Genomic DNA, 20,726 nt, shown 5'->3' with positions numbered 1-20,726 from the left:
CCACACGCCCCCAACGTTCGCGCTCCCCCCAGGGGACCGCCGGCGTTTCGGGCGGCCCGGCGCCGCTGGCATCGCAGCCGCGGCTCTACTGATTGGAACTACAGATAATGAACTGGGAAATCGTCATCGGCCTGGAAACGCACACCCAGCTTTCCACCGACTCCAAGATTTTTTCGGGCAGCAGCACGCAATTCGGCGCGGCGCCCAACACGCATGCCAACGAGGTCGACCTGGCGTTGCCGGGCAGCCTGCCGGTCATGAACCGGGGCGCGGCTGAACGCGCCATCCGCTTCGGCCTGGCGGTGGGCGCGACCATCGCGCCGCGCTCGGTCTTTGCGCGCAAGAACTACTTCTACCCCGACTTGCCCAAGGGCTATCAGATCAGCCAGTACGAACTGCCCGTCGTGGTGGGTGGCTCGCTGTCGTTCTTCGTCGGCGAAGAAGAAAAAACTATCAACCTGACGCGTGCCCACCTGGAAGAAGACGCCGGCAAATCGCTGCACGACGACTTCACGCTGGCCAATGGGTCGCCCGCCAGCGGCATCGACCTGAACCGTGCCGGCACCCCGCTGCTGGAAATCGTGACCGAGCCCGAAATGCGCTCGGCGGCCGAGGCCGTGGCCTACGCGCGCGCGCTGCACAGCCTGGTTGTGTGGCTGGGCATTTGCGACGGCAACATGCAGGAAGGCTCGTTCCGCTGCGACGCCAACGTGTCCGTGCGCCCCGTCGGCCAAAAAGAATTCGGCACCCGCACCGAGATCAAGAACGTCAACTCGTTCCGCTTCCTGGAACGCGCCATCGTCTACGAAGCGCGCCGCCAGATCGAACTGATCGAGGACGGTGGCACGGTGGTGCAGGAAACGCGCCTGTACGACGCCGACCGCGACGAAACGCGCAGCATGCGCAGCAAGGAAGACGCGCACGACTACCGCTACTTCCCCGACCCCGACCTGCCCACGCTGGTGATCTCCAGCGCCTGGGTCGACGAGGTGCGCGCCGCCATGCCCGAACTGCCGGCAGCCCAGCGCGCCCGCTTCGAATCGGAATACGGCCTGCCCGCCTACGACGCCGCCCAACTGACCGTCAGCCGCGATCTGGCCGCCTACTTCCAGGCAGTGGCCAACGCCCTGCCGGCCGGCCAGGCCAAGCTGGCCGCGAACTGGGTCATGGGTGAAGTGTCCGCCGCCTTGAACAAGGACGAAAAGACCATCGCCGAATCGCCGGTGCAAGCGCCCGCGCTGGCTGCGTTGATCAGCCGCATCATCGACGGCACGATCTCCAACAAGATCGCCCGCGAAGTATTCGGCGCCATGTGGGCCGGCGAGAACGGCGGCGACGCGGATGCCATCATCGACGCGCGCGGCCTGAAGCAGATCAGCGACACGGGCGCCATCGGCGCCATGATCGACGAGGTGCTGGCCGCCAACCCGGCCATCGTGGAAGAGTACCGGGCGGGCAAGCAAAAGGCGTTCAACTCGCTGGTGGGCCAGATCATGAAGGCCGCGCGCGGCAAGGCCAACCCCCAGCAAGTGAACGACCTGCTCAAGGAAAAGCTGGGCGGCTGATCTGATAGCCCATACGGGGATCAGTCCTACCAAAGGCCGCGGCGCATTGCCGCGGCCGGCCATCCATCCCAGCAGCGTTACTTCACCCCGTACTTCGTGCGATATGCCTGCACGGCATCGCGGTTTTCCGCGAAGGCGGCATCGTCTTGCAGCAAGGCCATGATGTCCGACAGCGATGCAATCGCCACCACCGGAATGCCGTAGGTCTTGGCCACGTCCTGCACGGCGGAATGCGGGGACAGCGCGTCGTCGGGGCCCGCGCGTTCCATGCGGTCCATGGCAATCAGCACGGCGGCCGGCTCGGCGCCCGCGTTGCGGATGATCTCCACCGATTCGCGCACCGAAGTGCCGGCCGTGATCACATCGTCAATGATGACGACCTTGCCCTGAAGCGGCGCGCCGACCAGCGTGCCGCCTTCGCCGTGGTCCTTGGCTTCCTTGCGGTTGTAGGCGAACGGTACGTCGTTACGCCCGCCCATCGCCGGGTGGCCCGCCAGCGCCACCGCCGTTGCGGTGGCCAACGGAATGCCCTTGTACGCGGGGCCGAACAGCATGTCGAACTGCACGCCGGAATCCAGCAGCGCCTGCGCATAGAACTGCGCCAGCTTGCCCACCGCGCGGCCACTGTTGAACAGGCCGGCATTGAAGAAATAGGGGCTGATCCGGCCCGACTTGACCTTGAAGCTGCCAAAGCGCAGCACGCCTTCGTCGAGCGCGAAGCGAACAAATTCCAGGGAAGTGGGGCGAGACGGGGAGGAGGAAGCGGCGGCGGGCATGCGAGTGAGTCCGGTGGATGGCAAACCCCGGCATTTTATCCGTTGTCGGGGCTATTCCCTGCCCCTGCCGCGCAGTCGGTTAAATTCCTGGCATTGTTCCGGGCCCTGGCGGCCGCTCTACAGGAGTTTTGCTTTGCTTCGCATCACGTCGATCAATCTCAACGGCATCCGGTCCGCCTTTCGCAAGGGCCTGCAACCGTGGATGGAAAAGCACGCCGCTGACGTGCTTTGCCTTCAGGAAATCAAGATCGCCGACGCGGACCTGACCGAAGATCTGCGTCACCCGCCCGGCTACACCGGCCACTTCCACCATGCCGTCAAGAAAGGCTACAGCGGCGTGGGCATCTACCTGCGCGATGCCGCCGAACGCGTGAACATCGGCCTGGGCTGCGAAGAATTCGACCCCGAAGGCCGCATCATCCGCGCCGACTGGAAGAACCTGTCCGTCATCAGCGCCTACCTGCCCTCGGGCTCCAGCGGCGACGAACGCCAGCAGGCCAAATACCGGTTCCTGGATCGCTTCGGCCCCTGGATCGACGCCCTGATGCACGAACACAAGGCCACGGGCCGCGAGTTCGTCATCTGTGGCGACTGGAACATCGCGCACAAGGAAATCGACCTGAAGAACTGGAAGGGCAATATGAAGAACTCGGGCTTCCTGCCCGAAGAGCGCGCCTGGCTGACCGACGTGTTCGACAAGCGCGGTTTCGTGGACGTGTTCCGCACCATCGACGACCGGCCCGACCAGTACACCTGGTGGAGCAACCGCGGCCAGGCCTGGGCCAAGAACGTCGGGTGGCGCATCGACTATCAGATCGCCACCCCGGGCATTGCCGCCCGCGCGCGCAACGTGGCGATCTACAAGGACGAGCGTTTCTCGGACCACGCACCGCTGACGATCGATTACGACGCCACGCTGTAATACGTTGGGGCGGGCCGTGCCAAGCGTGCCCGCCCTGCCGGCTTGACCCTACCCGCGGTCTTTCGGCGTCCCTTACGAAAAAATTAATTAGGGGCGCATAGTCCCGCCGGACGGCGGTCGGTATCCCACCGCCGCGCCCCAAACCCCTTTGTTTGCAGGGCTTGGCGATGTTTCTGCCCCGGCCAACACCACGATATAAAACGGGGACATATATAAATCCCCTACGAAATCAACACTTGGGCGATCCTTAACGCGTATTTCGCCGCGAAAACGCGATATCGCCCGCCTATGCGTCCCTGTTTATACACAGAAAAAAGCGCTTTCTTTTCAACGCCCTACCGCGGCCCCGGCCCTTTGCGCAGGGCAACAAATTTCCCATACACTTGCGCACCATGACGGTGCAGTCGATGCACCAGAACAAGCAAACCGCGCCCCACAATGGCGCAAGACGCACCCATTCGTAGCACCCCCGAGGAGATCAAGTTGAAAGTGCAGAGTCTGGACGACTTCCTGCGTGGCGTCGCCGCGCGCGACCCGCAGCAGCCCGAGTTCATGCAAGCCGTCCAAGAGGTGATGCTGAGCCTGTGGCCTTTCATCGAAAAGCACCCTCACTACGCCGAGCACGCCCTGCTTGAGCGCCTGGTCGAGCCGGAACGCGTGATCCAGTTCCGCGTGTGCTGGACCGATGACCGTGGCCAGGCCCAGGTCAACCGCGCTTTCCGCATCCAGCACAGCTCGGCCATCGGCCCCTTCAAGGGCGGTATGCGCTTTCACCCGTCGGTGAACCTGTCCATCCTGAAGTTCCTGGCGTTTGAGCAAACGCTGAAGAATTCGCTGACCACCCTGCCCATGGGCGGCGGCAAGGGCGGCTCGGACTTCGACCCCAAGGGCAAGTCCGACGCCGAAGTCATGCGTTTCTGCCAGGCGCTGATGATTGAGCTGTATCGCCACCTGGGTCCTGACACCGACGTGCCGGCCGGCGATATCGGCGTGGGCGCACGCGAAGTCGGCTTCATGGCCGGCATGATGAAAAAGCTGTCGAACTCGACCGCCAGCGTCTTCACCGGCAAGGGCCTGACCTTTGGCGGCAGCCTGATCCGCCCGGAAGCCACCGGCTACGGCACCGTGTACTTCGCCGAGGAAATGCTCAAGCGCGTCGGCAAGTCGTTCGACGGCCTGCGCGTGTCGGTCTCGGGCTCGGGCAACGTGGCGCAATACGCCATCGAAAAAGCCATGTCGCTGGGCGCCAAGGTCGTGACCGTGTCGGATTCGAACGGCACCGTGGTCGATGACGCCGGTTTCACGCACGAAAAGCTGGTCGCGCTGATGCACATCAAGAACGACCTGCGCGGCCGCCTGGACACCTATGCCCAGCAATTCGGGCTGAAATACGAAGCCGGCAAGCGCCCGTGGCACGTCCCCGTCGACGTGGCGCTGCCCTGCGCCACCCAGAACGAGCTGGAACTGGCCGATGCGCAAACGCTGATCAAGAATGGCGTGCTGTGCGTGGCGGAAGGCGCCAACATGCCGGCCACGCTGGATGCCGCCAAGGCCTTCATCGCCGCGCGCGTGCTGTACGCGCCGGGCAAGGCCACCAATGCGGGCGGCGTCGCGGTGTCGGGCCTGGAAATGGCGCAGAACTCCGCGCGGCTGGCATGGACGCGCGAAGAAGTGGATGCGCGCTTGCACGCCATCATGCGCGACATCCACGAGAACTGCGTGCGCCACGGCCATAGCGAACGCGAATACGTCAACTACCTGGACGGCGCCAACATTGCCGGCTTCGTCAAGGTTGCCGACGCCATGCGCCAGCAAGGCCTGTACTGACCTGGGCGCGGGGCCGGCGTCGTGCTTAGTGCTTCATCGCACCGTGATCGTGGCTCATGCCGGGGTTATGCGACGCCGGCTTGACCTTGAATTGCACGGCGACTTCCCCGGCCTTTTCAAACTTCAGCGTGGCGGGCACGGTGGCGCCGTCCTTGAAGGGCGCGCGCAGCTTGATGAACATGACGTGATAACCCCCCGGGCTGAGTTTGACCTCGGTATCGGCGGGCAGCGCGATACCGCCTTCCACCTGACGCATCTTCGACACGCCGTTCTCGGTCTGCACGGTATGCAGCTCGACCCGTTCGGCGGCGTCGGACGTCACCGACAGCAGGCGGTCCTCGGACTTGGCATCGTTGTCGATGTCCATATAGCCCGCCCCATTCGACTGGCCCGGCGCCGAGGCGCGCACCCAAAGGTCGTCGACCTCGATCTGGCCAACCTTGTAGTCCTTGGCCCACGCCGAGCCGGCCGTGCACAGGCCAATGGCGGCAATGAGTGCGAACTTGCGGATGTTCATAGAGGTGTCCTCCTGGTGGGTTAACGCCGCCGGACCAAGCTGCGGGCGGCTGACAGAACCGAATCGGTCAAGGCTTGCATCGCCTCGGAGTTTACCCGCCAATGTTGCCAATACAGCGGCACATCCTCCCAGGCGCGGCTGCGAAGCATCATCAGATGACCGGCATCAAGGTGTTCCTGCACAAGCGGCAGTGGATTCATCGTCCACCCCAGTCCGCCCAGCGTGGCCTGCACGAACGCGCGGGTGGACGGCACCCACCACACCGGCGGCTGCCACGGCGCCGGGTCCGATATCTTGTGCGCAAAGCGCGCCTGCAACGCGTCCTTGCGGTTAAAGACCAGCACCGGCGCCTGCGCCAGCGTCTGCGCGTTGACGCCCTGGCCAAAATAGCGCTTGTGGAAGTCCGGCGTGCAGGTCGCCACATACCGCATGCTGCCCAGCGAATGGATGCGGCAACCTTGCACGGGATCGGCCAGCGTCGTCACGGCGCCCAGCACCGAACCGTTACGCAATAACGCGGCGGTGTGGTCCTGGTCTTCAGACAGCATGTCCAGCGTGGCCCGCGTGCGCTGCGAGAACTGCAAGGCAGCGTCGACAAACCAGGTTTCCAGGCTGTCGTGGTTGACGGCGATGGGGATGCTGGCGTGCGGCACGTCGTCGTCCGACACGCCCAGCCGGTTCAGCGCATCGTGTTCCAGCAGCGCCGTCTGCTCGGCCAGTTGCACCAGCACCTGGCCGTCGGCGGTAGCGGCGGCCGGCACGGTGCGCTGGACCAGCAGGCGGCCCATGCGGTCTTCCAGTGCCTTGATGCGCTGCGAGACTGCCGAGGGCGTCACGCTAAGCGACAGCGCGGCCCGCTCGAAACTGCCTTCGCGCACCACCGCGGCCAGCGCCCGCAGGTTGCCATGGTCGATTTTCATGGATTAGCTATCCTTAATTTAGTGAAGGAAAATTAGCTGTATTTCATCGGTATGACAAGGGAAAATACGTGATTGCCAAACTGCGCAATGCGTTCGGCATTCTTCAGTTAGCACCCTTAATAAAGCGCCGCCACAGGCGTAGCAGTCACAGGTATTTGCATCATGTTCGCCACGTTGTCATCCCCCCTCTTTCTTACTGCCTGGGCCAGCGGAACGGCCACCGGGCTGGGTCTGTTCGCCGTTGTGGGCGCGCAAAGCGCGTTCATCCTGCGACAGGGGCTGATGCGCGCGCACCTGCTCAGCGTGGTCGCCATTTGCGCGTTGATCGACGCGGTGTTCATCTTTGCCAGCGTCTCCGGGCTACAAGCGCTGACCGCCTGGTTCCCCTGGCTGACCACCGCCGTGCTCTGGTTCGGGGTGGCCTTCCTGTCTTGGTACGCGGTGCAGTCCGCACGCCGCGCATGGACCGCCACAGGTGGCCTTGCCGCCGCGCGCGACGTGGTGCCGTCGCGCCGCGCCGCGATGCTGGGCGCGCTGGGGTTTTCGCTGTTGAACCCGCATTTCTGGCTGGACATGGTGGTGGTGGGTTCGCTGGCGCATGGCTTTGACGACGCGCGCATGGCATTCGCGGCAGGCGCCTTCACCGCCAGCCTGCTGTGGCTGGCCGTGCTGGGCATCGGCTCGCGCGTGTTCGCGCGCTTCTTCGCCAACGCATCGGCCTGGCGCGTGCTGGATGGCGTCATCGCCGTGGTCATGGCGGGTCTGGCGGCAAGCCTGGCGATCAAGGGCATCTGAACGGAGCGGGGTCGCGGAGGCGACGACTCCGCTTCGCTTCAGGGACCGCGACCGCGCTTCACTTCAAGGGCGGCGATCGCGCTTCACTTTTATAATGCGCCGTTGCCACTCTTTCGTCGGGCGCACGGCCGGCCCGCCAGACGATCATGCGCGGACCTTCCCCTTCCAAAGATGTGCGGCTGCCCCCCTTGGCCGCCATCCAGGCGTTTGAAGCCGCAGCGCGGCTGGGCTCTTTTGAACGCGCCAGCGAAGAACTTTTTGTCACCGCCAGCGCCATCGGCAAGCGCATCGCTGCCCTGGAAGCCATGCTGGACGTGTCGCTGTTCATCCGCAGCAGCCGGGGCGCCACCCTCAGCGCAGCCGGGCGCGACTACCTCAGCCAGGTCCGCACCGCTTTGGACCTGCTGTCCGACGCGTCGCTGCATCAGCGCGGCGAACCCAAGCCCGAACCGCTGCGCGTCGTGTCCACGCCCACGTTTGCCCGTCAGGTACTGATTCCCTATCTGCCCGGCTTTACCGCTGCGCATCCCGATGTGGAATTGGAAATCCTGCTGTCCATCCCGTACCTGGACATCATGCCGCCCAACGCGGACGCCTGGGTGCGGTTCGGCAGCGGCAAGTACCCCGGGCTGCACGCGCGCCAACTCACCGACGACCCGGTCTTCGCCGTGTGCTCCCCCGCCTACCTGGCCTCGCGCGGGCCGTTCAACCGCCCTGAAGACCTGGCTCGTGCCGAGCTGTTGCGCTGCCCGATGGAGCCCTGGCGGCCGTGGCTGGATGCAGCCGGCCTGGACTGGCCCGAGCCGTCGCGGGGCGTCTGGCTGGTGGACCTGGGCATGATGCTGGCCGCTGCTCGCGCGGGCCAGGGCGTGGCGCTGACGCGCCGCAGCCTGGCAGCCGAATGGCTGGACGAAGGCAAACTCGTGCGCGTCACCCACATCGATATCCCCGGCGAATCGCAGTACTACCTTTGCACCGAGGCCTCGCGTGCACCGCGCAGCGTGGTGCAAGCGTTTTCCCTATGGCTGCAAGAGGTCTGCAAACTGGCAGCCCAGGAACCACGCGGCGTGCCGCCCGGACAGGAATAAATTTCCAGCCCCGAGCGGAATGAATTTCCGCACGCCTTCATTCCCCGCTGGCTAGGATGCCGCCAGCACCGCTGTCTGCCTGCCCACCCACGACAAGCCGCGCGCGCCGCAGCGCCCCGGCAGCCCGCCGCCCCCGTGCGGCCGCACTAGATACGTACTAGGTATTTACGCGGAAAAGCCCCGCGCGGTCAGATTCGCGTAAGCGATTAAGCAGACAGTCACAACACGCAACACAGGAGAGCGCCGCATCACGCAACACGCCGATCAGCGCCGGCACACGGTTTTCCACGCAGTTCACTAATTACTACAACGGAGACATCCATGGATTTTCGTTTGAAGCTGCTAGCAGGAACCCTTGCATTTGCTGCATCGGCCGCGTCGTACGCCGCCGACCCCATCAAGATCGGAGTGGCCGGCCCGTACACCGGGGGTTCGTCCTCCATGGGCGTCAGCATGCGCGATGGCGTGCGCCTGGCCATTGAAGAGATCAACAAGAACGGCGGTGTGCTGGGGCGCCAGCTGGTTGCCGTCGAACGCGACGACGAAGCCAAGAACGAGCGCGGCGTGCAGATCGCCCAGGAATTGATCAACAAGGAACAAGTGGCCGCCACCGTCGGCTACATCAACACCGGCGTGGCCCTGGCCTCGCAGCGCTTCTACCAGGACGCCAAGATCCCCGTCTTCAACAACGTGGCCACGGGCAGCGTGATCACGCACCAGTTCAAGGCGCCGGAATACCCCGACAACTACGTGTTCCGCAATGCGGCGCATGACAGCATCCAGGCCCCGATGATCGTTGAAGAAGCGATCACCCGCCGTGGCTTCAAGAAAGTCGCCATCCTGGCGGATTCCACCAACTACGGGCAGCTGGGTCGCGAGGATCTGGAAAAGGCCCTGAACGCCAAGGGCATCAAGGCCGTGGCGGTTGAGAAGTTCAACATCAAGGACGTCGACATGACGGCCCAGCTGTTGAAAGCCAAGGCCGCCGGCGCCGAAGCCGTGCTGACCTATGGCATCGGGCCCGAACTGGCCCAGATCGCCAACGGCATGACCAAGCTGGGCTGGAAGGTGCCGATCATCGGCAGCTGGACCTTGTCCATGGCCAACTACATCGACAACTCCGGCGCCAATGGCGAAGGCGCGCGCATGCCGCAAACCTTCATCCAGGACCCCGACTCGCCCAAGCGCAAGGCGTTCATCGACGCCTACCTGGCCAAGTTCAAGCCCAAGAACAACCGCATCGATTCCCCGGTGTCGGCGGCGCAGGGCTATGACTCGGTCTTCCTGTTGGCGGCCGCCATCAAGCAGGCCAATTCCACCGACGGCGCCAAGGTGCGCGAAGCGCTGGAAAACCTGCAAACGCCGGTAGAAGGCGTGGTGATGACCTACAACAAGCCGTTCACCCACGACAACCACGACGCCATCACGGCCAAGGAAGTGGTTATCGGCGAGGTCAAGGGCGGCCGCGTCGTCAAGGCCAACTAAGTGTGAAACAAGCAGGAAGGCGGCGGCTGACCGGCCGCCGCCGCCCGCGCCCGGCGCATCGGGCGCGGGGCATGCAGCCGCCTGAAAACAGCGTTCTGCCCAAGGGGGTTGGGACGGAACACAGCGCATCAAGACACACACCATGATTCTTCTACAGCTTATCTACAGCGGTATCGCGCTAGGCATGATCTATGCCGTGATTGCGTTCGGATACCAGCTCACCTTCGCCACATCCGGCACGCTGAACTTCGGCCAGGGTGAAGCCCTGATGCTGGGCGCGCTGGTCGGGCTGACGCTGGTCGGCCTGGGCGTGAACTACTGGGTCATGATTCCCATCGTCTGCATTTTCGGCTTCGCGCAGGGCGCGCTGGTTGAGCGGGTCGGCGTGCGGCCGGCCATCAAGACGCGATCGGAATTTGGCTGGATCATGGCCACCATCGCGCTGGGCATCATCTTCAAGAACGTGGCCGAGAACATCTGGGGCCGCGACGACCTGCGCTTTCCGTCACCGCTGCCCGAAGCGCCCATCCAGGTGCTGGGCGCCAACGTGCTGCCGATGGAACTGCTGGTGGTGTTCGGCGCGCTGGGCATGATGATCCTGGTGGAAATCTTCAACCGTAAATCCATCTACGGCAAAGCCTTCGTGGCCACCTCGAATGACCGCGACGCCGCTGGTCTGATGGGTATCAATACCGGCATGGTGATCACGTTTTCGTATGCGCTGTCGTCGCTGACCGCCGCGTTTGCCGGCGTGCTGGTGGCCCCGTTGACGCTGACCGGCGCCACGATGGGCGCGGTGCTGGGCTTGAAGGCGTTTGCCGTGGCGATCATCGGCGGACTGTCCAGCGGCATGGGCGTGGTCGTGGGCGGGCTGATCCTGGGCATTGCGGAGACGACCACCGGTTTTTATCTGTCGACGGGGTACAAGGACGTGCCGGGATTGGTATTGCTGCTGCTAGTGCTGACCTTCAAGCCCGCCGGCCTGTTCGGCAAGACCGCGATCAAGAAGGTGTAAGCGATGAAACCCCTGCACCTCTTGCTGTCCGTCGTGGCCGTGGCCTGCCTGGCCGCCGTGCCCCTGGGCGTGACCAATACGTACTACCTGCACCTGATCGAAACGATCATGATCTATTCGATCCTGCTGTTCGGGCTCGATATCGTGGTGGGCTACACCGGCCAGGTGTCGCTGGGCCATGCCGGCCTGTTCGGCATTGGCTCGTATGTCGCCGGCGTACTGTTCTTTCATCTGCAAATGCCCATCTGGGTGATTTTGCCCGCCGCCATCCTCATCGCGGCGGCCTTCGGCGCGGTGCTGGCGCTGCCGGCGCTACGCGTGACGGGACCTTACCTGGCGATGGTCACGCTGGCATTCGGCACCATCATCCAGATCCTGATCAACGAGATGACCTTCATGACTGAAGGCCCGTTGGGCATCAAGATCCCCAAGCCGTCCATCGGCGGGCACATCCTGACCAAAAGCGAATACTTCTGGCTGGTGGGCGCGCTGCTGGTGCTGTCGCTGATCGTGGTGCACCGCATCCTGAAGTCGCACCTGGGCCGCTCGTTCGAAGCGCTGCGCGACAGCCCGATTGCATCCGACTGCATGGGCGTTTCGGTCTACCGGCACAAGGTGTTCGCGTTTGTGATCAGCGCCGGCTTTGCCGGGCTGGCGGGCGCGCTGTACTCGTATTCCGAACAGTACATCTCGCCCAACACGTACAACTTCGAGCTCACCATCCTGTTCCTCCTGGCCATCATCATGGGCGGGCGCAAAAGCCGCACGGGCGCGCTGCTCGGCGCATCCATCATCGTCCTGCTGCCCAAGATGCTGGACGACATCAGCACCTTCCGCCTGATCGCGCTGGCCGTGGCCGTGTTGGTCACGGTGGGCAGCATCGTGGCCGTGTCCAAGGGCCGGGCCGAGCCGCGCCGCGTGGTCGTGCCGGTGGTGGGCACCCTCGTGCTGGCCATTTTCTCGTACTGGCTGGAAGCCGTGACCGATTGGCGCCTGACCATCTTCGGCGCCATGATCCTGTTCGTGGTGTATTACCTGCCCGACGGCATCGTGGGCTTTGTGCGCAACCTGTTCTTCTCGAACCGCCGCGCCGCGCTGTCGGTGAAAAAAGACCTGGTCAATGAACAGGACGCGGTGCCGGACGCCGTGGTGGCGGGCAAGGGCGAGACACTGCTGTCCGCCAAGCGCGTGCTGATGCAGTTTGGCGGCCTGAAGGCGCTGAACGAAGTGGACCTGACGATCAAGCGCGGCACCATCCACGGCCTGATCGGCCCGAACGGGTCGGGCAAGAGCACGATGATGAACGTGCTGACCGGCATCTATGTGCCGACCGCCGGCGCGGTGGAATTCTCGGGCAAGTCGCTGGTGGGTCTGCCACCGGCCGATATCGCCGCCACCGGCATCGCGCGCACATTCCAGAACGTGCAGCTGTTCGGCGAAATGACGGCCCTGGAAAACGTGCTGGTCGGCTTGCACCACACCTTCACCACCGGCCTGGCCGGCATTGCGCTGCGCACGCCGAAATGGAAGGGCGAAGAGCAAGGCGCCCGCGCCCGCGCCATGGCGCTGCTGGAATTCGTGGGGCTGGAATCCCTGGCAAGCGAAGAGGCGCGCAACCTGCCCTACGGCAAGCAGCGCCTGCTGGAAATCGCGCGCGCGCTGGCGCTGGACCCGCAGCTGCTGCTGCTGGACGAACCCGCCGCCGGGCTTACCGCGCCCGACATCATCGAACTGCTGGCCATCATCCGCAAGGTGCGCGACCACGGCATCACGTTGATCCTCATCGAACACCATATGGATGTGGTGATGGGGGTGTGCGACACCGTATCGGTGCTGGACTTCGGCCAGAAAATTGCCGAAGGCCTGCCGAACGAAGTGCAAAGCAACGCCAAGGTTATCGAGGCGTATCTGGGCGGTGCGCCCGCCTGACGCCAAGAGGACAACAAGATGCTATCGATCAAGAATCTGGAAGCGGGTTACGGCAAGGTCAAGGTGCTGCACGGCATCAGCATGGAGGTGCCCAAGGCCAAGGTGGTGACGCTGATCGGCTCAAACGGCGCCGGCAAGACCACGACGATGCGGGCGCTGTCGGGCATGATCCGACCCACGGCGGGCGAGGTCACGCTGAGCGGCAAGCGCATCGATGGCCTGGAATCGCACCGCATCGCGCGGCTGGGCCTGGCGCATTCGCCGGAAGGCAGGCGCGTGTTTCCCACGCTGTCGGTTACCGACAACCTGCTGTTGGGCGCGTTTCCGCGCCTGACGGGCAGCCGTCCCAAGGGCGATGTGCAAGCCGACCTGGGCCGCGCCATGGATCTGTTTCCGCGCCTGAAGGAACGGCGCGATCAACTGGCCGGCACCTTGTCGGGCGGCGAACAGCAGATGCTGGCCATGGCGCGCGCCGTGATGCTGAATCCGGAGCTCGTGCTGCTGGACGAACCCTCGATGGGGCTGGCGCCGATCCTGGTGGAAGAGGTGTTCCGCATCATCGCGCGCTTGAAGGATGAAGGCGTGACGATGCTGCTGGTTGAGCAATTTGCCGCAGCCGCGTTGCAGGTGGCCGACTACGGCTACGTGCTGGAGAACGGCAGGATCTCGGTGCACGGCAGCGCGGACAAATTGCGGGACGACCCGGCGGTGGTGGCGGCATACCTGGGCGGCGGGCACTAGTCCCGGCAACGCAAAGCGCGACGGGCCGTGTGTTCAACACGGAACCGTCGCGCTTGTTACCGCCCGGCGGCGTTCGGGCGGCTGGCGCCCAGGCGCGCCGGGGTGCGTGCAATGACGCTTAGACGATGGTCAACGTCACGTCGATGTTGCCGCGCGTGGCGTTCGAGTACGGGCAAACGATGTGCGCTGCCGCCATCAGCTTTTCGGCCTGTTCGCGGTCCATGCCCGGCAGGGAAATCTTCAATTCGACTTCTATGCCGAAGCCGGTCGGGATGGCGCCGATACCCACAATGCCGTTCACCGACACGTCGGCGGGAATGGCGATCTTGTCGCGGCCGCCAACGAACTTCATCGCGCCCAGGAAGCAGGCGGAATAGCCCACGGCAAACAATTGCTCGGGGTTGGTGCCGGCCGCGCCCGCCCCGCCCAGTTCACGCGGCGTGGTCAGCTTGACGTCCAGGTTGCCGTCATCGCTGACGCCACGGCCTTCACGGCCACCGGTGGCGGTTGCATTGGCGCGGTAGAGGACTTTTTCGATAGACATGATGCGTTTCCTTTGTAGGATGAAAGTTGAACTGCCTGGGCCGGACGGGCCTTCCCGCGTCGGCGCTTACTGAAACTGAAGGACTGCTATCCCACTGCAAACCTGCTGCAAACGTGCTGCAAACCTATGCTTCACATTCATTTAAATCGCACACAACTATATAGCGCACTACTTATTTGACCGGATAATGACAGGCATCACCCCACACTTCAAATACTGTCGACCAGCTTTTCCCGCAATGCGTGCAGCGCCTTCATCATGCCTTGCGCTTCGTCCAGCGTGCACTGGGCAGCGGCGGCCACGGCATGCGGCACGGCTTCGGCCTGCTCGCGCAGATCGCGGCCTTGCTTGGTCAGCCCCACGATCACCTGGCGCTCGTCGTCCACCGCGCGCTTGCGGGTTACCAGACCGGCGGCTTCCAGACGCTTGAGCAGCGGCGTCAGCGTGGCCGAATCCAGGAACAGCCGGGCGCCGATATCGGTCACCGTGATGTCCTCACCTTCCCACAGCACCAGCATCACCAGGTACTGCGGATACGTCAGGTCCAGCCCGCGCAGCAGCTTGCGGTACACCTTGTTCATCGCCAGCGAGGTCGAGTACAAGGCGAAGCACAGTTGGCTGTCCAGCAGCAGCGGGTTGAACGCGCTTTTGGGTTTGGTGGGCGCTTTCGCTTTGGATTTCATTGCGCAATATTAAATAGCGCACTATTTAACGTCAAGGATTTTTTGGAATATTTTTTTGCTGTGCTGCCGGGCTGCGGGACTGCGGGGCTTCGGAGCATCGCACCGCCCTTGCCTTCAGGTCGCGTGTTCGCCTTCCACCGTGCTGCGGTCCGACCCGTATTGTTTCAGGCCGTCCAGATCCAGCACACGCACCGCGCCGTATTCCACGTTCAACAGACCCGCCTCTTCCAGCTTGCGCAGCGCCTGATTCGCACGCTGGCGCGACACCCTGGCCAGATAGCCGACTTCTTCTTGCGTAATCGTCAGCCGCATCCCCATGCCGGGATACAGCAAAGGGTTGAACAGTTCAGCCAGACAGCGGGCCACACGCGCATCGGGGTCCAGCAGCCGGTCGTATTCGGCCTTGCCGATGAACTGCGCCACGCGCTCGTTCAGCTGATGCAGCAGATAACGGTTGAACGGAATGCTGGTGTCCAGCAGCCAGTCGAACGTTGCCGCCGGCAGCCGCGCCACGACGGAATCGCGCAGCGCGACGATGTCATATTTGCGGACTTCGCGCTTCAAGAGCGAGCCTTCGCCGATCCAGCCGCCGGCGGGCACGCCCGTTAACGAGGCGACCTTGCCTTCCGCGTTGCCCACCGACACTTTCACCAAGCCGGCCAAGACACCGATCCAAGCCTGTGCGAGTTCCCCTTTGCGCTCTATGATCGATCCGGCAACGACTTGCTGCACGGACAGGTCCCGCTCGACGCGCGATTGCTGCTCGGCGTTGAGCACGCGAAACCACGCCGCGGCAAGTTGAAGGGAGTCGGATAGCTGCATCGGGAATACCCTAAAAGTTCCTTGAATGTCGCGATGGTGACAGTTGGTAGCAACCCAACCTTATACCTTAAGTCCTGCCGTAAATCTAAAACCAACTGGTCAAGCCCCTACTCGCCAATGCCGCATCTGCGGCGCGCTGGCGCGGTGTGCCCAAACCGGAGGAGACAACGTGGCACATTCATCGCCCGCATCCGCACAGGTGCCGGCGGCGCTGGACACCTTTCCAGCGCTGCTGTTCGCGCATGCCAATGTTCGTGGGTCGCGGCCCGCGATCCGAGAGAAAGACCTGGGCATCTGGCAAACCCTGACGTGGTCCCAGGTGGCCGAGCATGTACGCCATGTGGCCAACGGCCTGGCGGCGCTGGGCATCCGGCCCGGCATGCATGTGGCCGTCATCGGCGAGAACCGGCCGCGCCTGTACATGGCGATGATGGCCGCGCAATCGCTGGGCGCCATTCCGGTGCCGCTTTATCAAGACGCTGTCGCGCAGGAAATGGTCTACGTGCTGCAAGACGCCGAGATCAGCGTGGCGGTGGTGGAAGACCAGGAACAGGTCGACAAGATGCTGGAAGTGCGCGAGCAATGTCCGGCCTTGCAGCACGTGGTGTTTGATGACCCGCGCGGCCTGCGCCATTACTCCGATTCCATGTTGCAGTCGTATGAACAGCTGGAGAAGCTGGGCCAGGACTACGCGGCGCAGCATCCCGACTTTCTTGACCGCGCCATCGCCGCCGTGCAACCGCACGACCCGGCCGCCATGTTCTATACGTCGGGCACCACCGGCAAGCCCAAGGGCGTGGTGCTGACGCACCATGCGCTGATCGACCGCGCGCGCGCCGTGTCCGACATGGAAAACCTGACCGATCAGGAAGACGTGCTGGCGTATCTACCGCCCGCCTGGATCGGGCAGAACATGTTTTCGTATACGCAGTTGCTGGTCACGGGCTTCACGGTCAACCACCCCGAATCGCCGGACACCGTGTCGATCGACATGCGCGACATCGGCCCCACCTATTACTTCGCGCCGCCGCGCGTGCTGGAGGGCCTGCTGACGCACGTCATGATCCGCATGGAAGACGCGGGCTATATCAAGCGCCAGCTGTTCGGCGCCTGCATGAAGCTGGCGCGCCGGGTGGGCACCAAGATCCTGGATGGCGAATCCGTCAACGCCTGGGATCGCCTGCGCTATGCGCTGGGCAATGCGCTGATCTACGGCCCCTTGCGCAACGCGCTGGGCATGAGCCGCGTGCGCGTGGCCTACACGGCGGGCGAGGCCATCGGCCCGGACCTGTTCGTGTTCTACCGGTCCATCGGCATCAACCTGAAGCAGTTGTACGGCTCGACGGAAACGTCCGTGTTCGTTTGCGTGCAGCCCGACGGCAAGGTGCGCGACGACACCGTCGGCCCGCCGGTGGCCGGCGTTGAAATCCGCGTGGCGGACAACGGCGAAATCCTGGTCAAGAGCCCGGGCCTGTTCAAGGAGTACTACCGCAACCCGGACGCCACGGCGGAAGCGCGCAGCGCCGACGGCTGGTTCCACACGGGCGACGCGGGCTACCTGGACACCGACGGCCAGTTGAAGATCATCGACCGCGCCAAGGACGTGGGCAAGCTGGCCAACGGCAGCCTGTTCGCGCCCAAATACATCGAGAACAAGCTCAAGTTCTTCCAGCACATCAAGGAAGCCGTGGCCTTTGGCGCCAACCGCGACGACGTTTGCGCCTTCATCAACATCGATCTGGAAGCCGTGGGCAACTGGGCCGAGCGCCGGGGCCTGCCGTATGCGGGCTACACCGACCTGGCCGCCAAGGAAGAGGTCTACCAGCTGATCGCCGAATGCGTTGAGCAAGTGAACGCCGATCTGGCCACCGACCCGAAACTGTGCGCGTCGCAAGTCAGCCGCTTTTTGATCCTGCACAAGGAACTGGACCCGGACGACGACGAGCTGACCCGCACGCGCAAGGTGCGCCGCGCGTTCATCGCGCAGAAATACGGCGTGCTGATCGATGCCCTGTTCGGCGGCAAGCCATCGCAGTTCATTGAAACCGAAGTGAAGTTCGAAGACGGACGCACCGGCAAGATCTCAGCCGACCTGAAGATCTGGCCCGTCAAGACGTTTCCCGCCATCACAGCCCGAGCCGCGTAGAGATCATGAGCAACAACGACCGCGACCAGCGTATCGGCGACGTCATGCTGGACATGCAGAACATCTCCTTGTCCTTCGGCGGCGTGAAAGCGCTGACGGACATTTCCTTCAACGTGCGCGAGCACGAGATCCGCGCCATCATCGGCCCCAACGGCGCGGGCAAGAGTTCGATGCTGAACGTCATCAACGGCGTCTACACGCCGCAGAAAGGCGGCATTGCATTCCGTGGCGAGAGTTTCTCGAAGATGAACCCGCGCCGCGCCGCTGAAATGGGCATCGCGCGCACATTCCAGAACCTGGCGCTGTTCAAGGGCATGAGCGTGCTGGACAACATCATGACGGGTCGCAACCTGCGCATGAAATGCGGGCTGCTGTCGCAAGCCTTCCGCCTGGGCCCGGCCGAACGCGAAGAAACCCAGCACCGTGAATTCGTCGAGAACATCGTCGACTTCCTGGAGATCCAGGCGTATCGCAAGACGCCGGTGGGCCGCCTGCCCTACGGCCTGCAAAAGCGCGTGGACCTGGGTCGCGCGCTGGCGATGGAGCCGCGCCTGTTGTTGCTGGACGAACCCATGGCCGGCATGAACATCGAGGAAAAGCAGGACATGAGCCGCTTCATCCTGGATGTGAATGATGAATTCGGCACCACCATCGTGCTGATCGAGCACGACATGGGCGTGGTCATGGACATTTCCGACCGCGTGGTGGTGCTGGACTACGGCAAGAAGATCGGCGATGGCCGCCCGGACGAAGTCCGTGCGAATGAAGACGTCATCCGCGCCTATCTCGGCGTGTCGCACTAAGGCGGACAGACATGGGATTTTTTCTAGAGACCTTATTCGGCGGCTTGATGAGCGGCATGATGTATGCGCTGATCGGCCTGGGCTTCGTGCTGATCTTCAAGGCGTCCGGCGTCTTCAACTTCGCGCAAGGCGCGATGGTGCTGGTGGCCGCCTTGTCGATGGCGCGCTTCTCGGAATGGATACCGCGCTGGCTGGGCTTTGACAACATGATCCTGGCCAACGTGCTGGCTTTCATCGTCAGTGCCATGGTGATGTTCCTGCTGGCCGTTGCGATTGAGCGCTTTGTGCTGCGCCACCTGGTCAACCAGGAAGCCACCACGCTGTTGATGGCAACGCTGGGCATCAGCTACTTCCTGGACGGGCTGGGCCAGATCACGTTTGGCAGCTCGGTGTATTCCATCAATGTGGGCATGCCGAAAGATCCGCTGATGATCTTGGACACGGTCTTTGAAGGCGGGTTGCTGATCAACCTTGAAGATTTGACCGCAGCCGTCATCGCGGCGCTGCTGGTGGCCACGCTGGCGCTGTTCTTTCAGTACACGTCCACCGGCCGCGCCCTGCGCGCGGTGGCCGACGACCACCAGGCCGCGCAGTCCATCGGCATTCCGTTGAATCGCATCTGGGTGATCGTGTGGTGCGTGGCGGGCCTGGTGGCGCTGGTGGCGGGGATTATCTGGGGGTCGAAGTTCGGCGTGCAGTTCACGCTGTCCACCGCGGCGCTGCGCGCATTGCCGGTGGTGATCCTGGGCGGCTTGACGTCGGTGCCTGGCGCCATTCTGGGCGGCCTGATCATCGGCGTGGGGGAAAAGCTGTCCGAGGTTTACCTGGGGTCGCTCGTGGGCGGCGGTATCGAAATCTGGTTCGCCTATGTGCTGGCGCTGGTGTTCCTGCTGTTCCGTCCGCAAGGGCTGTTCGGCGAGAAGATCATCGACCGCGTGTAAACCACAGGCCACTGGGATAAAAACATGTTCTATCGCGAAAACGGCCAGTTCAAGACCACGTACCGGGCGGATCAGCAGATCTTCCCGATCCGTCAGGACCGCATCTTCATCTGGCTGCTGCTGGCGGTGGCGTTCATCGCCGTGCCGGCGCTGTCGTCCGACTACCTGCTGCGCGCCATCCTGATTCCGTTTCTGATCCTGTCCCTGGCGGCGGTCGGGCTGAATATTCTGGTCGGCTATTGCGGGCAGATATCGCTGGGCACGGGCGCGTTCATGGCGGTGGGCGCCTATGCCGCCTGGAACTTCGGCGTGCGCTTTCCGGGCATGCCGCTGATCATCCAGATTCTGCTGGGCGGCTGCTTCGCCACGCTGGTGGGCGTGATCTTCGGCATCCCCAGCTTGCGGATTCGCGGGCTGTACCTGGCGGTGGCGACCCTGGCCGCGCAGTTCTTCGTGGACTGGGCGTTCCTGCGCATCCCGTTCTTCACCAACTATTCATCGTCGGGCAACGTGTCGGTGCCGCCGCTGACCGCGTTCGGCCTGCCGGTGCAATCGGCCATGGAAAAGTACCTGTTCGTGCTGATCCTGGTAGTGGTCTTCAGCCTGCTGGCCAAGAACCTGGTGCGCGGCGCGATCGGCCGCCAATGGATGGCGATACGCGACATGGACGTGGCGGCGTCGGTCATCGGCATCCGCCCCATGTACGCCAAGCTGACGGCGTTCGCGGTCAGCTCGTTCATCGTGGGCGTGGCGGGCGCGCTGTGGGGCTACATCCACCTGGGTTCCTGGGAACCGCTGGCCTTTGATCTGACGCGTTCGTTCCAGCTGCTGTTCATGGTCATCATCGGCGGGCTGGGCTCGATCATCGGCAGCTTCTTCGGCGCGGCGTTCATCGTGCTGGTGCCGGTGGCGCTGTCGAACATCCCGCATGCGCTGGGCATCCCGCTGTCGGTGGACACCGCCGCGCACATCGAACACATGGTGTTCGGCGCGCTGATCGTGTTCTTCCTGATTGCCGAACCGCACGGGCTGGCGCGCTTGTGGAGCATCGGCAAGGAAAAGCTGCGCATCTGGCCGTTCCCGCATTGACGACAATTTGATTTCGCATTGATTTCTGCGGACTGCGGCGGCAAAAGTGCCGTGATCCACATCCTGAATACCCGGCTCAAGACCGGGCCAATCCCGGTGTCCCAGGGTTTACTGACCC

The 20,726-nt window shown here is 63.7% G+C and carries 19 protein-coding genes; 13 read left to right on the top strand and 6 right to left on the bottom strand.

Features of this window, described 5'->3' with window-relative positions; translation table 11 throughout:
- The first annotated feature begins 107 nt into the window (after positions 1–107).
- Positions 108–1,565: an Asp-tRNA(Asn)/Glu-tRNA(Gln) amidotransferase subunit GatB gene (gene gatB / locus YH64_RS04205; RefSeq protein ID WP_046803058.1), complete on the top strand. Its 1,458-nt coding sequence runs from the start codon at positions 108–110 to the stop codon at positions 1,563–1,565.
- Between the two features lie 77 nt (positions 1,566–1,642).
- On the opposite strand, the gene pyrE is transcribed toward gatB, so the two are convergent.
- Positions 1,643–2,341, bottom strand: coding sequence for an orotate phosphoribosyltransferase (gene pyrE, locus YH64_RS04200; protein WP_046803057.1), 699 nt, complete (start codon positions 2,339–2,341; stop codon positions 1,643–1,645).
- 133 nt (positions 2,342–2,474) lie between these two features.
- On the opposite strand from pyrE, the gene YH64_RS04195 reads away from it, so the two are divergent.
- Positions 2,475–3,263 (top strand): exodeoxyribonuclease III, encoded by a 789-nt coding sequence (locus tag YH64_RS04195; protein ID WP_046803056.1) that lies wholly within the window; start codon positions 2,475–2,477, stop codon positions 3,261–3,263.
- A 483-nt stretch (positions 3,264–3,746) separates the two neighbouring features.
- Positions 3,747–5,090, top strand: coding sequence for an NADP-specific glutamate dehydrogenase (gene gdhA, locus YH64_RS04190; RefSeq protein ID WP_205571594.1), 1,344 nt, complete (start codon positions 3,747–3,749; stop codon positions 5,088–5,090).
- Positions 5,091–5,115: 25 nt separating this feature from the next.
- Here gdhA and YH64_RS04185 read toward each other — a convergent pair whose 3' ends face one another.
- Complete coding sequence (locus YH64_RS04185) at positions 5,116–5,607, bottom strand: copper chaperone PCu(A)C (protein ID WP_046803054.1); 492 nt, start codon at positions 5,605–5,607, stop codon at positions 5,116–5,118.
- Between the two features lie 20 nt (positions 5,608–5,627).
- Positions 5,628–6,527 (bottom strand): LysR family transcriptional regulator ArgP, encoded by a 900-nt coding sequence (locus tag YH64_RS04180; protein ID WP_046803053.1) that lies wholly within the window; start codon positions 6,525–6,527, stop codon positions 5,628–5,630.
- Positions 6,528–6,689: 162 nt separating this feature from the next.
- Between YH64_RS04180 and YH64_RS04175 the strand changes: the two genes are divergently transcribed.
- From YH64_RS04175 to YH64_RS04150, 6 genes are all read left to right on the top strand, one after another.
- Positions 6,690–7,322 (top strand): LysE/ArgO family amino acid transporter, encoded by a 633-nt coding sequence (locus tag YH64_RS04175; RefSeq protein WP_046803052.1) that lies wholly within the window; start codon positions 6,690–6,692, stop codon positions 7,320–7,322.
- A 146-nt stretch (positions 7,323–7,468) separates the two neighbouring features.
- Entirely contained in the window at positions 7,469–8,410 is a 942-nt protein-coding gene (locus tag YH64_RS04170; protein WP_185975331.1) for a LysR substrate-binding domain-containing protein, read from the top strand.
- Positions 8,411–8,731: 321 nt separating this feature from the next.
- Complete coding sequence (locus YH64_RS04165; RefSeq protein WP_046803050.1) at positions 8,732–9,895, top strand: ABC transporter substrate-binding protein; 1,164 nt, start codon at positions 8,732–8,734, stop codon at positions 9,893–9,895.
- 142 nt (positions 9,896–10,037) lie between these two features.
- On the top strand, positions 10,038–10,910 hold the full coding sequence (locus YH64_RS04160) for a branched-chain amino acid ABC transporter permease (RefSeq protein WP_006216335.1): 873 nt from the start codon (positions 10,038–10,040) through the stop codon (positions 10,908–10,910).
- A gap of 3 nt (positions 10,911–10,913) precedes the next feature.
- The gene (locus YH64_RS04155) at positions 10,914–12,839 is read left to right on the top strand and encodes an ATP-binding cassette domain-containing protein (RefSeq protein WP_046803049.1); all 1,926 of its coding nucleotides are present in this window, start codon (positions 10,914–10,916) and stop codon (positions 12,837–12,839) included.
- Positions 12,840–12,857: 18 nt separating this feature from the next.
- A complete protein-coding gene (locus YH64_RS04150) occupies positions 12,858–13,580 on the top strand; it encodes an ABC transporter ATP-binding protein (RefSeq protein ID WP_046803048.1) in 723 nt (240 codons plus the stop codon).
- Between the two features lie 118 nt (positions 13,581–13,698).
- Here the strand turns inward: YH64_RS04150 and YH64_RS04145 are convergent, their stop codons facing one another.
- The 3 genes from YH64_RS04145 to YH64_RS04135 form a co-directional block, all read right to left on the bottom strand.
- The gene (locus tag YH64_RS04145) at positions 13,699–14,124 is read right to left on the bottom strand and encodes an organic hydroperoxide resistance protein (RefSeq protein ID WP_046803047.1); all 426 of its coding nucleotides are present in this window, start codon (positions 14,122–14,124) and stop codon (positions 13,699–13,701) included.
- A 209-nt stretch (positions 14,125–14,333) separates the two neighbouring features.
- Positions 14,334–14,807: a MarR family winged helix-turn-helix transcriptional regulator gene (locus YH64_RS04140; protein ID WP_046803046.1), complete on the bottom strand. Its 474-nt coding sequence runs from the start codon at positions 14,805–14,807 to the stop codon at positions 14,334–14,336.
- A 114-nt stretch (positions 14,808–14,921) separates the two neighbouring features.
- Positions 14,922–15,629 carry a Crp/Fnr family transcriptional regulator gene (locus tag YH64_RS04135; RefSeq protein ID WP_046803045.1) on the bottom strand — a complete coding sequence of 236 codons (708 nt, stop codon included), beginning with the start codon at positions 15,627–15,629 and terminating at the stop codon, positions 14,922–14,924.
- A 169-nt stretch (positions 15,630–15,798) separates the two neighbouring features.
- Here YH64_RS04135 and YH64_RS04130 point away from each other — a divergent pair, with 169 nt between their 5' ends.
- The 4 genes from YH64_RS04130 to YH64_RS04115 are packed head-to-tail and all read left to right on the top strand — an operon-like array spanning position 15,799 to position 20,608.
- A complete protein-coding gene (locus YH64_RS04130) occupies positions 15,799–17,775 on the top strand; it encodes a long-chain fatty acid--CoA ligase (RefSeq protein ID WP_046803044.1) in 1,977 nt (658 codons plus the stop codon).
- Between the two features lie 5 nt (positions 17,776–17,780).
- Positions 17,781–18,578, top strand: a complete 798-nt coding sequence (locus YH64_RS04125) for an ABC transporter ATP-binding protein (RefSeq protein WP_046803043.1) — start codon at positions 17,781–17,783, stop codon at positions 18,576–18,578.
- A gap of 11 nt (positions 18,579–18,589) precedes the next feature.
- The gene (locus YH64_RS04120) at positions 18,590–19,519 is read left to right on the top strand and encodes a branched-chain amino acid ABC transporter permease (protein ID WP_046803042.1); all 930 of its coding nucleotides are present in this window, start codon (positions 18,590–18,592) and stop codon (positions 19,517–19,519) included.
- 24 nt (positions 19,520–19,543) lie between these two features.
- Positions 19,544–20,608 (top strand): branched-chain amino acid ABC transporter permease, encoded by a 1,065-nt coding sequence (locus tag YH64_RS04115; protein WP_046803041.1) that lies wholly within the window; start codon positions 19,544–19,546, stop codon positions 20,606–20,608.
- Positions 20,609–20,726 lie beyond the last annotated feature (118 nt).

Source organism: Achromobacter sp. LC458 (assembly GCF_001005835.2).
In the GTDB taxonomy this organism is placed as follows: domain Bacteria; phylum Pseudomonadota; class Gammaproteobacteria; order Burkholderiales; family Burkholderiaceae_B; genus Achromobacter; species Achromobacter spanius_B.
The sequence above is the reverse complement of the archived record's forward strand: the minus strand, read 5'-3'. Positions and strand labels throughout refer to the sequence as shown.

Coding starts and splice junctions, on each gene's coding strand:
- gatB (WP_046803058.1), top strand. CDS start 108: ATGAACTGGGAAATCGTCATCGGCCTGGAAACGCACACCCAGCTTTCC.
- pyrE (WP_046803057.1), bottom strand. CDS start 2,341: ATGCCCGCCGCCGCTTCCTCCTCCCCGTCTCGCCCCACTTCCCTGGAA.
- YH64_RS04185 (WP_046803054.1), bottom strand. CDS start 5,607: ATGAACATCCGCAAGTTCGCACTCATTGCCGCCATTGGCCTGTGCACG.
- YH64_RS04180 (WP_046803053.1), bottom strand. CDS start 6,527: ATGAAAATCGACCATGGCAACCTGCGGGCGCTGGCCGCGGTGGTGCGC.
- YH64_RS04175 (WP_046803052.1), top strand. CDS start 6,690: ATGTTCGCCACGTTGTCATCCCCCCTCTTTCTTACTGCCTGGGCCAGC.
- YH64_RS04170 (WP_185975331.1), top strand. CDS start 7,469: ATGCGCGGACCTTCCCCTTCCAAAGATGTGCGGCTGCCCCCCTTGGCC.
- YH64_RS04165 (WP_046803050.1), top strand. CDS start 8,732: ATGGATTTTCGTTTGAAGCTGCTAGCAGGAACCCTTGCATTTGCTGCA.
- YH64_RS04160 (WP_006216335.1), top strand. CDS start 10,038: ATGATTCTTCTACAGCTTATCTACAGCGGTATCGCGCTAGGCATGATC.
- YH64_RS04155 (WP_046803049.1), top strand. CDS start 10,914: ATGAAACCCCTGCACCTCTTGCTGTCCGTCGTGGCCGTGGCCTGCCTG.
- YH64_RS04150 (WP_046803048.1), top strand. CDS start 12,858: ATGCTATCGATCAAGAATCTGGAAGCGGGTTACGGCAAGGTCAAGGTG.
- YH64_RS04145 (WP_046803047.1), bottom strand. CDS start 14,124: ATGTCTATCGAAAAAGTCCTCTACCGCGCCAATGCAACCGCCACCGGT.
- YH64_RS04140 (WP_046803046.1), bottom strand. CDS start 14,807: ATGAAATCCAAAGCGAAAGCGCCCACCAAACCCAAAAGCGCGTTCAAC.
- YH64_RS04135 (WP_046803045.1), bottom strand. CDS start 15,629: ATGCAGCTATCCGACTCCCTTCAACTTGCCGCGGCGTGGTTTCGCGTG.
- YH64_RS04125 (WP_046803043.1), top strand. CDS start 17,781: ATGAGCAACAACGACCGCGACCAGCGTATCGGCGACGTCATGCTGGAC.
- YH64_RS04120 (WP_046803042.1), top strand. CDS start 18,590: ATGGGATTTTTTCTAGAGACCTTATTCGGCGGCTTGATGAGCGGCATG.
- YH64_RS04115 (WP_046803041.1), top strand. CDS start 19,544: ATGTTCTATCGCGAAAACGGCCAGTTCAAGACCACGTACCGGGCGGAT.